This window comes from Methanosarcina sp. WH1, from assembly GCF_000970005.1.
In the GTDB taxonomy this organism is placed as follows: Archaea; Halobacteriota; Methanosarcinia; order Methanosarcinales; family Methanosarcinaceae; genus Methanosarcina.
Genome location: NZ_CP009504.1, coordinates 3,236,508 through 3,248,509, shown reverse-complemented (window position 1 = coordinate 3,248,509; position 12,002 = coordinate 3,236,508). Strand labels below are relative to the sequence as shown.

Annotated in this window: 11 protein-coding genes and 1 tRNA gene; 7 read left to right on the top strand and 5 right to left on the bottom strand. The window is 41.1% G+C overall.

What is annotated here, in order from left to right:
• Window positions 1-448: 448 nt before the first annotated feature.
• The 3 genes from MSWH1_RS20330 to MSWH1_RS14245 all read left to right on the top strand — a co-directional run bounded on the left by MSWH1_RS20330 (window position 449) and on the right by MSWH1_RS14245 (window position 2,203).
• Complete coding sequence (locus tag MSWH1_RS20330; protein WP_231591803.1) at window positions 449-583, top strand: MarR family winged helix-turn-helix transcriptional regulator; 135 nt, start codon at window positions 449-451, stop codon at window positions 581-583.
• Window positions 584-627: 44 nt separating this feature from the next.
• A complete protein-coding gene (locus MSWH1_RS19735; RefSeq protein ID WP_048129578.1) occupies window positions 628-1,005 on the top strand; it encodes a hypothetical protein in 378 nt (125 codons plus the stop codon).
• Window positions 1,006-1,603: 598 nt separating this feature from the next.
• The gene (locus MSWH1_RS14245) at window positions 1,604-2,203 is read left to right on the top strand and encodes a 4Fe-4S binding protein (protein ID WP_048129576.1); all 600 of its coding nucleotides are present in this window, start codon (window positions 1,604-1,606) and stop codon (window positions 2,201-2,203) included.
• A 294-nt stretch (window positions 2,204-2,497) separates the two neighbouring features.
• Here the strand turns inward: MSWH1_RS14245 and MSWH1_RS14240 are convergent, their stop codons facing one another.
• Window positions 2,498-3,409, bottom strand: a complete 912-nt coding sequence (locus tag MSWH1_RS14240; protein ID WP_052722719.1) for a hypothetical protein — start codon at window positions 3,407-3,409, stop codon at window positions 2,498-2,500.
• Between the two features lie 532 nt (window positions 3,410-3,941).
• Between MSWH1_RS14240 and MSWH1_RS14235 the strand changes: the two genes are divergently transcribed.
• On the top strand, window positions 3,942-4,349 hold the full coding sequence (locus tag MSWH1_RS14235) for a PaaI family thioesterase (protein WP_048130600.1): 408 nt from the start codon (window positions 3,942-3,944) through the stop codon (window positions 4,347-4,349).
• Between the two features lie 87 nt (window positions 4,350-4,436).
• On the opposite strand, the gene MSWH1_RS14230 is transcribed toward MSWH1_RS14235, so the two are convergent.
• Both MSWH1_RS14230 and MSWH1_RS14225 read right to left on the bottom strand, forming a co-directional pair.
• Entirely contained in the window at window positions 4,437-4,643 is a 207-nt protein-coding gene (locus tag MSWH1_RS14230; protein WP_048129574.1) for a hypothetical protein, read from the bottom strand.
• 377 nt (window positions 4,644-5,020) lie between these two features.
• Window positions 5,021-5,092 (bottom strand) — tRNA-Gly (locus MSWH1_RS14225).
• Between the two features lie 473 nt (window positions 5,093-5,565).
• Here MSWH1_RS14225 and MSWH1_RS14220 point away from each other — a divergent pair.
• Window positions 5,566-6,828 carry a diaminopimelate decarboxylase gene (locus MSWH1_RS14220; protein WP_048129572.1) on the top strand — a complete coding sequence of 421 codons (1,263 nt, stop codon included), beginning with the start codon at window positions 5,566-5,568 and terminating at the stop codon, window positions 6,826-6,828.
• Between the two features lie 103 nt (window positions 6,829-6,931).
• Here MSWH1_RS14220 and MSWH1_RS14215 read toward each other — a convergent pair whose 3' ends face one another.
• Window positions 6,932-7,486 (bottom strand): ferredoxin domain-containing protein, encoded by a 555-nt coding sequence (locus tag MSWH1_RS14215; RefSeq protein WP_048129570.1) that lies wholly within the window; start codon window positions 7,484-7,486, stop codon window positions 6,932-6,934.
• A gap of 122 nt (window positions 7,487-7,608) precedes the next feature.
• Here MSWH1_RS14215 and MSWH1_RS14210 point away from each other — a divergent pair, with 122 nt between their 5' ends.
• Entirely contained in the window at window positions 7,609-7,947 is a 339-nt protein-coding gene (locus MSWH1_RS14210) for a winged helix-turn-helix domain-containing protein (protein ID WP_048129569.1), read from the top strand.
• A gap of 356 nt (window positions 7,948-8,303) precedes the next feature.
• On the opposite strand, the gene pscS is transcribed toward MSWH1_RS14210, so the two are convergent.
• Window positions 8,304-9,464 (bottom strand): O-phospho-L-seryl-tRNA:Cys-tRNA synthase, encoded by a 1,161-nt coding sequence (pscS, locus tag MSWH1_RS14205; protein WP_048129567.1) that lies wholly within the window; start codon window positions 9,462-9,464, stop codon window positions 8,304-8,306.
• A gap of 811 nt (window positions 9,465-10,275) precedes the next feature.
• Between pscS and lysS the strand changes: the two genes are divergently transcribed.
• The gene (gene lysS / locus MSWH1_RS14200) at window positions 10,276-11,811 is read left to right on the top strand and encodes a lysine--tRNA ligase (RefSeq protein WP_048129565.1); all 1,536 of its coding nucleotides are present in this window, start codon (window positions 10,276-10,278) and stop codon (window positions 11,809-11,811) included.
• The last annotated feature ends 191 nt before the right edge of the window (window positions 11,812-12,002 follow it).

Genomic DNA, 12,002 nt, shown 5'->3' with positions numbered 1-12,002 from the left:
AGAGATGTAGGGATAAACCGTTCATAGAGATGTAGGGATAAACCGTTCATAGAGATGTAGGGATAAACCGTTCATAGAGATGTAGGGATAAACCGTTCATAGAGATGCAGGGATAAGCTGTTCCGGTAAAGGGAGTGAGGGGAAAGAGCAGAAAAGGTAGGGACAAATTATATCAAAAAAATTTAAGGAACTCGTTCCCTATTTCAGAAAGAAAGCATACATCAGGAATTACAATTAAAGAAACAGCAAGTAGAGATTTTGAATCTGGACGAAAAGGTCACTACCCTTCTTGATACTAGAATCCGCACTTTGAACAAAGCATACATGCTCGAAAAAAACCGGTGGATCTTGGAAGTGGCGTATTCCTATACCCGCCGGAGTTTCATATCATAGAGGTGGTCGGAAAATACCCCGAAAAAACCTGACATCCATTGTTTTCCATCTGGGGGTGACCAGGGGGGCAATTTCCCAGATAGTGGAGAAACTTGAGGAAAAAGGGCTCGTAAAAAGAGTCCGGACTCCTGACAACAAAAAGAATATCATGCTTGAACTCACCGGTTTTGGAAAGGAAGCTTTCAAATGACACAAAGTCCTGCATGAGTCCCTTGAAACCGGAATCATGGGTTTATGGAGTGTGGGAGGTTCCGCGAGGCAGGAAAGAAGAAAGGAAAACTCTTTGATACGGTGTGGAACAAAGAGCGGTTTTTGTATCCGACTCTCTTTGGTTTTGTTTTTGCCATAATAGACATCCTTGTTAGCATGGCAATGCACCTGTCCAATATCCATGTGGCTTTCCCCTTTGCCATTCCTGTTCCTCTACTGAGGACAAGTCATACAGGTCCTGCTCCACATACCACAGGTAAAATGGAATGTATGATCGTGAGATTACTTGAGATGCTTGGAGCTTCCGTTTTTCTCCTACTTAATGTTCCCGGTCCCTTCAGGTATACGATACCCTGTTATCCAACTCCCCCAGCTTGGTTTTCACATTTTGGGTTGTGGTGACAGTGTCTACTATTAAATTAACTTAATACGAAAAATAGTTTGGCAGAACCAACAATTTAAAAATATATGAAAATTGACGCTTATATCCCATAAAATTAAGACTTCATGGGTTTTAAGCTTCTTCCTATAAAAGAGAGTTGACCCTGGGAAACTGTTCCAGTTTCTTTGTGGATCTGGTGAAAGTATATATCTTTAAAATATCCAAAATAATACTATACAGGTAGCGCAGACATTATCAAAACCCACTTTCCTAGAGGGAGAACTTCGCTGTAGCCTTATTTATGTATTTTACGTAATGTGAAGAGAGTAATTAATAAAGAGAGGATTTAAAAGAAAGAGGAATTGAAAAAGAGAGTAATTGAAAAAGAGAGTAATTGAAAAAGAGAGGATTTGAAAAAGAGAGGATTTGAAAAAGAGGGGATTTAAAAGAAAGAGGATTTAAAAGAAAGAGGATTTAAAAGAAAGTGAAAACGTAAAAGTGAATACGTAAAAGTGAAAACGTAAAAGTGAAAACGTAAAAGTGAAAACGTAAAAGTGAATACGTAAAAGTGAAAACGTAAAAGTGAAAACGTAAAAGTAAAAATCTAAAGGCTGGAGCATGGAAGATCCACTTGAATTCTTAAGAAATATCAAATCCGTTGCTGTTGCAACTGTTGATGAGGGAAAACCGGCAGTCCGGATGAGTGATGTAATGCTGGTTGAAAATGAGAAGCTCTATTTTCTCACAGCAAGGGGAAAACCCTATTACAAGCAGTTAAAGAAAAATCCGGAAATAGCTCTTGTTGGCATGGATAACAACTATGTTATGGTTAGGGTCAGAGGAAAGATAGAATTCGTTGAGAACAGTTTCCTGGAAAAAATATTTGAGATAAACCCGGTTCTTGATGAAATATACCCGGAGGATACAAAAGATATTCTCGAGGTTTTTTGCTTATTTTCCGGGGTGGGGGAAATGTTTGATTTATCCGGTACCCCCCCAAGACGTGAAAGATTTTCCTTCGGAGGAGCAAATGTAGCAGAACCTGGCTATAAAATTACAGAAAAGTGTACAGCCTGTGGGATATGTGAAGAATTATGCCCTTCAGGCGCTATCAGTAAAGGGGAAATTTATAAAATTGACGGGTCTATATGTCTGGAATGCGGTAGATGTGCTGAATATTGTCCTTACGACGCAATCGAACCCCCTTCGAGCATTTAAAATAGTGATCTTATAATACAAGTAATAATCTCATAATCCAGATGAAAATCTGATAAAATAGGTTTCAATATATTCTTCGATTTGGTACTTCTTTTTTACCCTGCTACTATATTTCATTCGGTCCAGGATTAGCTGGAAAGATCCGGGTAAAATTCCCACGAAGAAAAAAAATAGGATGTTAATTGAAATCCTATAGAAGAATTAAAAACTGTAAATATTGTAAATTTACAGCCCTTAATTCCTGGTCTAAAGTTTTTAATTAGCTCTCTCCAAATCTAAAAAATTTTAAGACATTTACTCCATTTTTTCGATTATAGTCGTTCTTTCAGTCGCGTTGAGTTCAATGGGTCTAGTCACGATTTTAATCATATCATCCATTTTTTGGACTATAATAATCTTTCCGGTGGTTTTATCTCTGGACTCATTCATTTCGGCTATGTTGTTCATTTTTTCGAGTATAGCCGTATTTCCACCCATCTCGACCATATCATTCATGCCTTCGTCCATTACGTTCATGTCATCCATAGTTTTGATTATAACCATTTTCCCGGTAATATTACATGCCGTAGGTACAGTCATATTATCCTTATCAGCGGCTGTCCAGGTCATATTACACACTTTTGTGACCATTTCGGCTATAGGACCTATGTTCCTGATCACAACCATTTTTCGGGTCATATCACCTGTTACGGTTCCAGTCATGTTTCCAGTAACGAACCCAGTCCTGTTATTCATGTTTTCGGTGACATTACCCATATCTTCGGTCATGTCGAAAGTGATGGTTCCAGTCATATTTCCAGTCATGATCACATTCATGTTATCCATGTTTTTGGTGATATAATCCATGTCATCCATGCCTTCTATTATTTCCCTCTCTCCGAAAATAACCACGTTTCCGGGCATGTTATCCATTTTTCCGATCATAACTGCCTTTTCGGTCATATTGCCTATGTCTTTGATTAGAAGTATCTTTCCGGCCACATTAAAGGTTTTCATGTTTTCGGTTATGTTATTGCCTTCAGTCATGTTATCCATTTCTTCGAACACAACCGCGTTTCCGGTCACGTTACATGTGACGGTTTTAGCAATATCTCCGGTTATAATTACATTTGTGTTATCCATGGCTCCGACCACGTCAGTATGTGCTTGTACGGATACGATGGACAAGGTTAGACATAGCGCTAGCAGTATTAGTTTCATTTTCATTCTATACCCCCGTATGCGAATTCGGTCATCTGGACCGATTAGTTTTTACAACCAATATTAAATTAAAACAAGTTTAATATAATTCACTTTAATAATATCAAGTGAATTTATAAATACTTAATCCTTATTTAACTATATGGAAGGTTAGTCAGATTTTCAGAATCAATAGACACCTTGAAATCCAAATCTATTACAGAGCAACCAAAATCACTGCCTTATCCGTTTCTTCTGCTGCGTACTAATGGCACTCAACCTTTCCATGACTGGTTTCTATTATGACAAGTTCAAATCCATCTCCAGGTTTTTTCTTAATCCAGAATGTCAGTTTCCGGTACTTCATTCCCGAACGCGGTCCTCTTTCTCCCGTTCATAATTGTATTTAAAATTCCGGTTTATCAGGCATTTACGGGCAGTGCTAAATTATTTCATAACCGATAGTGATATACTCCAGGGTGCAATCAGGAAGTTATAACTTTAATAAAAAACATGGAATATGGAAAATAATTTTACTGGCAATGAATGGAGCTATTTTATGGAAAAACTCATACGGTTTTTTAATAAAGACAAATTCGCAGCGCATGCAGGAATAGAACTACTGGAAGTTGCCCCCGGCTATGCAAAAGCCAGGATGGAAATAGAAGAAAAACATCTTAATGCTTTAGGAGCGGTGCAGGGGGGCGCATTGTTTACTCTTGCAGACCTTGCTTTTGCTGCAGCCTCAAACGCATACGGTACTGCTGCAGTTGGGATCAATGCAAACATCTCCTTTGTAAAAGCCGGAACAAAAGGGATCCTCACAGCCGAAGCAAAGGAGACTTCAATAAACCCTAAAATCGCCACATATACTGTGAACATCATAGATGACGGAGGAGACCTTATAGCAATATTTCAGGGAATGGTCTACAGAAAAAAGTTTTCACTTGATTTTTCTGAGGATTGAATCAAAAAGAAGATTTTACCGTTAATAAAGATCCAATGGAGAAAACGGAAATCAAATTTGAAAAGAAAAAATACCATATTTTTTATATCAGGCGTCTTTGTGTCTTGTCCGGTCTTCTGCCGGATTGGCATTTTCATTGTCAGATGGTTCACCGGGTCCGAGATCACGGGATTCTGGTTGTGAATCATCTCTGCTGTGATCATTATAGTTTTCATCACCATTTGCCGAAACATTTCCGGAAAAAAGGGTGATAGCAAATATAAGCACCATCGCATTTACGATAATTTTTTTCATATGAAATTTACAACTATTTATATTAATCGTGTTATAATTCTATTAGCAATATTATAATTACATTAGTAATGTTATTATTGTATTTATAATATTATATTCATATTAATTGCATTATGATTGTATTAATTGTATTATAATTTATAATTATTTTTGTAATATTATTAATATTATAGCTGTATTGTGCAGGTAGATATATAATTATTTGAAGGAGTCGTAATTCAAGAGCTTAAAGGCACTTCACGTGAGAGAGATTGGATTAGAAAATGGGCACCATTAATTAAAGAATCTGAAAAAAACCTGAATAAAGGAATCTGAAAAAAATCTGAATAAAGAATCTGAAAAAAACCTGAATAAAGGAATCTGAAAAAAGCCTGAAATGCGACCGCCGGGATTCGAACCCGGGTTCTAAGCTTGGGAAGCTCAGGTCATAGCCACTAAACCACGGTCGCATACTGTCTTAAGGAACTGCTGTGTACTCTTCTCATGCATCTTTTAGATATTAAAGGTTTCGGTAAAAGGGATGAAATACCAGAGAGCACTGGTTTACCCCTTGCTGGAAATGAATGTCTATATCAAAAACCTGAAGGTGCAATTCGATGAAGACTGGAATGGGGAATAGTTATTGTAGACAACTTTGAACGCTTTTTCAGAGAAGGGGCAATGGCGCAGTATAATAATCTTACAAAACTTTTTGAGGAGCTTGAGAAGATCATGCCCACAAGAAGATTGGAAGGAAAAATTATAGAGTTTGAAACTGGCATTAATTAACGGAAATGAAACGTCTTTTTAAAATAAAGTTTTATTTCAGTAAATCGATACTTTTTCATTCAGTACCCAAGATCGTGGAAAAACTAATAAAGGAATAAAAGTTCAAATTGGTATAAAATCGATTTAAACAAAAATCAGGCAAAAGGTTACAATAATGGTTTCAAAGGACCTCCCCTTCACCAGAGAACAAATCCTGAAAATAATGGAAAAATATCCCACTCCTTTTCATATTTACGATGAGAAAGCCATCAGGGAAAATGCCAGAAGAATGAAATCTGCTTTTAAAGACGTTCCCGGCTTCAAGGAGTTTTTTGCCGTAAAGGCCCTTCCTAATCCCTTTATCCTCAAGATCTTCAAAGAGGAGGGTTTCGGGGCAGACTGCAGTTCCCTGCCTGAACTTATCCTTGCGGAAAAGGCAGGGATGACAGGGGACGACATCATGTTCAGCTCAAACGACACCCCGGCAGAGGAGTTCGTAAAAGCAAAGGAAATGGGAGGCTACATCAACCTTGATGACATCAGCCACATTCCCTATCTGGAAAAATATGCCGGGCTTCCGGAAATCGTCTGCTTCAGGTATAATCCCGGCTCCCTGAAAGAAGGGAACGCAATAATTGGAAAACCTGAAGAGGCAAAGTACGGCTTTACACGGGAGCAGCTTTTTGAAGGGTACAGGACCCTGAGAGATAAGGGGGTCAAGCGCTTCGGGCTGCACACAATGGTAGCTTCAAATGAACTTAACCCCGATTATTTCGTGGAAACTGCAAGGATTCTCTTCGAATTGATAGTTGAGATTTCAAAAGAACTCGGAATTCAATTCGAATTCGTAAACCTCGGTGGCGGGATAGGAATACCCTATAGGCCCGAACAGGAACCGGTCTCCCTGGAAGCTATAGCAAAAGGTGTAAAAGGAGCCTACGACACCACCATTACAGCCAACGGGCTCTCTTCGCTCAAGGTTTACTTGGAATGCGGCAGGGTTATCACAGGCCCCTACGGCTACCTCATATCTCAGGTCAGGCACCTGAAAAGCACGTATAAGGACTACGTGGGCATGGACTCCTGCATGGCAAACCTCATGCGCCCTGGAATTTATGGAGCATACCATCATATAACCGTCCTCGGAAAAGAAAACGAGCCCCTTACTCACAAATATGACGTAACCGGCTCCCTCTGCGAAAACAACGACAAGTTCGCAATCGATAGGATGCTCCCCAAAATTGAAATCGGTGACGTCCTGGCAATCCACGACACCGGAGCCCACGGGCATGCCATGGGATTCAACTACAACGGAAAACTCCGCTCTGCCGAGCTCTTACTGAGAGAAGACGGAAGTGTTGTGCAGATTCGCAGGGCTGAAACAATTGAGGATTACTTTGCAACCCTTGATTTTGAGCAGTTGAAAAGTTTCAGGTGAAAACAGGTGAACTGAGGAAACAAAAGTTATTCACACCTGATTTAATATTTTCTTTTTTGCAGGGGATCTGGTTTTCCTGACCCCCTATTTTTCAATCTCATTCCTACACTTTTCTCGTTGACTCCCTGTCAAAGAAAATATTCTTTCCCTTAATGCTCAATGGAATCCCCATTGCCACATCCGCGTCAATCATCTCAAAGTAACAGGCAGCTGCTCCGGCAGAATACATGATCCGGTTGTCGATGCAGAGGTCCTTTGCCTTTGCTGCAGCTGAACCCACCGCAATACCGAGGTCCAGGTACTTGATCATGCACTGGGGACCAAAAAATTCTTTTTGAACTTTTTCGTGTTCGAGCATCTCTTTGCAGGTCGCAAAACCGCAGGCACCGCAGTCCAGACTGCTGACACCCGAAGCTTTAAGCCCGATAAGGACAATGGCATCTGCGCCCCTGACGTTCTGGGCGTCCCGGAGCAGGAATTTGAGATCTTTGATTTCACTTAGCTCTTCCATCCTTAAGGCAAGTTCGGTTTTTTCTTCAGGGGAGAGGAGGCGGGTTACGATGTCGTCGATGCCCTTGCCTTTAGGGGCGGTTCGGGCGGCGGTGAGGATGACTTTTGCAAGGATATCCAGGGATTCGAGTTCAGGGTTCAGTTTCATAGAAATTAAAAAACAATAAAGCTATTCATAATATAAACCCACAAACTCGGGAAATGTCTGATAATTTTTCACAAACTTCATAATGTATTTAATTGTTCCTGCAAATATATTACTGATCAGATATGGACTCAAACGAAAATGCCAGAAATAAAGAAGAATGGCTAGAAAGAATGAAGCGTGAAGGGAAGTTAACCCGAAATCCCACCGAGGACCACAAATTCGGGTTGAAGACCCTCCAGAATAACACCCGCAGGAACATCCTGATCTTTCTTGGAAATAGCAAAAAGTCTTATGAAGAGATAAAAAAGGAATTCAACTTGAACGAATCCATGACCAATTTCCATCTCAGCATGCTTGAAGACGCCCTCTACATCGAAAAGGAAGAAAAGGACGGGACAGTATACTATTTCCCGACACCAAGGGGAGATGGGTTCCTGGAAAACGTGGAAATGAAAAAGTAAAAACAGACTGATTCCCAAAAACAAGTATTTGTTTTTAATTTCAGAAACGTTAAAAACAGAACACATAAAATCAAAATTTTTTATGCCATTTTTATAGCCAGGGATGGCGCAGAGCATTCAAGCTGGCGATTTGTCTTGAAATTTGAAGCGGAAAATCGGGTTCAACAAGTGATAAAAATAATCAGTTAAACTAGCATTCAGAATAAAACCTTTTCAGAGAAATCCATCAGTCAAAATAAAAATCTAAAATCTGTTTCAAAAAAGTAGATTCAAAAAAAGTAATCATGGTGCCCGGATTTCGGAACAGACTGTCAGATTACTCCCAGGCATCAAAAAAGATATGATTCAGGAAGATTTTAAACATTCTCGTATTTTTTCAGGATCTCCTCAAAAGAGTCTGCGACAACACCGAGCTTTTGCTTTCCGACCCCGAAGGTGCTGAGTTTGAAGAATTTCGTAAGCCCGGACTTGATGCCGTGAATGTTCCTTTCTTTCAGTTCCCTGTAGAGGAAATATCTGCCTTTTTTGACCTTTTCGGAAATTGCATAGAAGCCCGGAGCTTCGAAGAACATAAGGTCGTGAGAATGGGGTTTCTGTCCGCGCTGGATAAAACCCATATCTTCGAGCTTTGCAGAGAACCAGCGGGCATTTTCAACTTCCTGGTCCCAGTTCCGGACGCGCTTTACCACTTCAGGAAAAGAAGCTATCAGGGTCATAACCGTTGCCCCGCGGGCAGTGCAGCCCAGAAGCTCGACTTCCTTTGCCTTGTTGTACACGGATTTTCTGAAAACGATTGGGGCATACTCTTCACTTACCCCGAGCACCCCGACAGGCCCGGATGCAGCCATTGATTTGTGCCCACTGCCCACGATAAAGTCAGCCCCGATTTCCTTTGCGGAAACAGGCATCCTTCCAACACAGTAAGCCCCGTTCAGGAGAAGGGGAACATCGTATCCGTGGCAAACGGACGCTATCTTACCGGCATCCGGAACGTTTCCGTAACTCCCGTCAGGATATGTTACAAGAGCAAGAACTGGAGGTTTGCCGCTTTCTTTTGTGATCTCTTCAATTGCGGTCCCGTAGCCTTCAGGGTCAAGGTAGTATTCGGGACTGCCTGTATGAGGCACTACTTTGATATTCAGGCCGGCTCTTTCGGCTGCAACGTAAGAAGAGTAGTGGGCAAGCCCATCAAGCACGATCCAGTCTCCGGGTTTTCCTATGGAGTGCATAACCGCAAACTTGGACTCTCTTGCCCCGTTTGTGACCCTTGCCTCATCACAACCCAGAAACTCGGGGAGAGCCTTGTGTACAAAATCATGGATGGGGGGTTTTTTGATCTGGTCCAGAATCCCACCACAGAAGTCGCAGACTGAGTAACCATCTCCCCATTCCACAAGAGTCTGCCTGGCAGCCTCGGTCAAAAGCCCGCCAGTCTGAAGAGGATCAATATTTATACTGCCGAGGGTTTCTCGCTTTATGAAACCAAACTTCTGTAAATATGAGTCGTCAAGTATCATTTTCTTTATACCTCAGTGATAACTGTAAATTTCTAATTTAAACTATAAATTTCTGGTCCAGCCTGTAAGGTTTTGTCCTGGTTGTGATAGCATATCTGATGTAAATTAACTGCTTAGAACTCTATATGTCCAGTGATATATCAGGAATTCGTGACAATGATTTTTAATTTACCTTTAATATTCAGAGTTTCAACAGCTAATTCTTGATTTTCATTAACAAGTTTGAATGAGAGTTTGTGCTGGATACAGTGTCTCTAACTGCTTATTTTCTCGCGGAATTTGGCAAATCTTTGTTTGGCTTTTGCCCTGTTTTTAGAGCCTTTTCGCTTCCTTTGTTAAATAAGTTGACGCTTACATCTCTTAGGCTAAAGACCAGGGGGTTTTACATTTTGTAAGATAAATCCTATGAAAAAAATTCTGTGAATTGTAAGCAGAGCGTATTTCTGTAGAAAAGCTGGTGGGGGTAATTTTTCTTATGGAACAATCTCATATTAATTAATATGTAAGCTCTTTTTCTCAATGTTTATATAAAATGCATGGCTGTATGGAAAAAAATAAATGTCAGGAATCAGGCTAATAGACAGTCATCATTCCTGATAATTCATACTTCAACATTCACCGTAGAAGTTTTGAAACTTAAGAATGCAGAATTCACAGGACCCCCGCAGACTCTTTAAAACACTCTTCTGCTGTGGGCCCGGGTTGATTTATTGATTATTTATGGCTAACTTACTGATCGATTTAGCAGTTACTTGCTGATCGATTTATTGATTTATTTATTCGTATCACCTGAAGAGGATGTACTGATTCAATGACTATGGAAATTAATAACACGGACCTGTCTGAAAATGTGCCCCTGTCTGATGACACTGATTTATCGGGCTCCAGGGCTTTTGACGACTCAAAACTTGCAAAATTAAACGGTATCATAAGTCAGGGATTCAATCCCTATCCCTATAAGTTCGAAAAGAACGGGGATATCTGCGATATCTTGAAAAAGTTCGAGGACTTCGAAAAGAACGAGGGCTTATCTGTTCAGACTGCAGGAAGGCTCTATAATATCAGAAAGCACGGGAAAATGATATTTGCCGATCTTGGGGACCAGACCGGCAGGATTCAGGTGCTTGTAAGGAAAGGAAACCTCCCGGATGAGGAGTTTGAGATTTTTAAGAACCTTGTGGACTCCGGAGATATCATAGGGGTTCAGGGTGAAATTTTCAGGACAAAGAGAGGAGAAGATTCCATCAGTGTGTCGGAATTTGTCCTGCTTTCCAAGTCCCTGTGTGCCCTCCCCGAAAAATTCCATGGTTTAAAAGATGTTGAGACCAGGTACAGGAAGAGGTACCTTGACCTCATAGTCAATGCCGAAAAGAGAGATATTTTCATCATGAGGAGCAAATTGATCTCCGAGATCAGAAGATTCCTTGCCGAAAAGGAATTTCTGGAGTTTGAAACCCCTGTGCTCCAGACTGTATATGGAGGCGCAAATGCAAGGCCTTTCACGACATTCCACAACTGTCTTGGACAGAACCTCTTTTTGAGAATTGCCCCTGAACTTTACCTCAAGAGGCTTGTTGTTGGCGGGTATGAGAAAGTCTTCGAGATTGCCAAAAACTTCAGGAACGAAGACATCGACACGACTCATAACCCTGAGTTTACGATGATTGAGGTCTACGAGGCTTACAGGGACTATAATGATATGATGGACTTAACCGAAAGTCTGGTTTCGGAACTCGTGTTCAAGCTGACAGGCGGCTATGAGGTGCAGATGGGTGAAAACACTATCAATCTCCGCTCTCCCTGGAGAAGGATTTCCATGGAAGACGCCTTAAAAGAATATGCCGGGCTTGATGTCTTTGCCCACTCTATTGAAGAGCTGAAGAAAATAGCCATTGAGAACAGGATCGAAGACTACGAAAAAGCAAAGAGCCATGGTGAATTCCTTGCCCTGCTTTTTGAAGGCCTTGTAGAAGACAAGCTGATAAACCCGACTTTCATATATGATTTCCCGGTTGAAACCTCTCCCCTCGCTAAAAACCACCGGGTGAAAGCAGGTTTTGTCGAGCGTTTCGAGCTCTTCCTCAACGGTTGGGAACTGGCAAACGGATATTCCGAATTAAACGATCCCCTTGAACAGGAAAAGAGGTTTGAAGATCAGGACAAGAAAAGAAAGCTGGGAGACCTTGAAGCCCAGACCGTTGATTACGACTTTATAAACGCTCTCGGATACGGCTTGCCTCCAACCGGCGGCATGGGGCTCGGAATCGACCGCCTTACCATGATCCTTGCGGGCCTGGAATCCATCAAGGAAGTAATCCTTTTCCCGCAAATGAAAAGGGAAGACTGAGTGATTTCGAACTTAATTTTGTTCTGCAGGTCGAGTTTGCCCTGTCAGGCGAACGGGCCAGCCGGGGAGAAAATCCCCTTCTTTTTTATTCCAGAGACGCCTGAATGGCATCTTCCGTTTAATATTAGCTGTGCGGGAGCAGCTCAGCTTTTGCATACAGATATTTATACTGGGGCTGATAACACAACAAT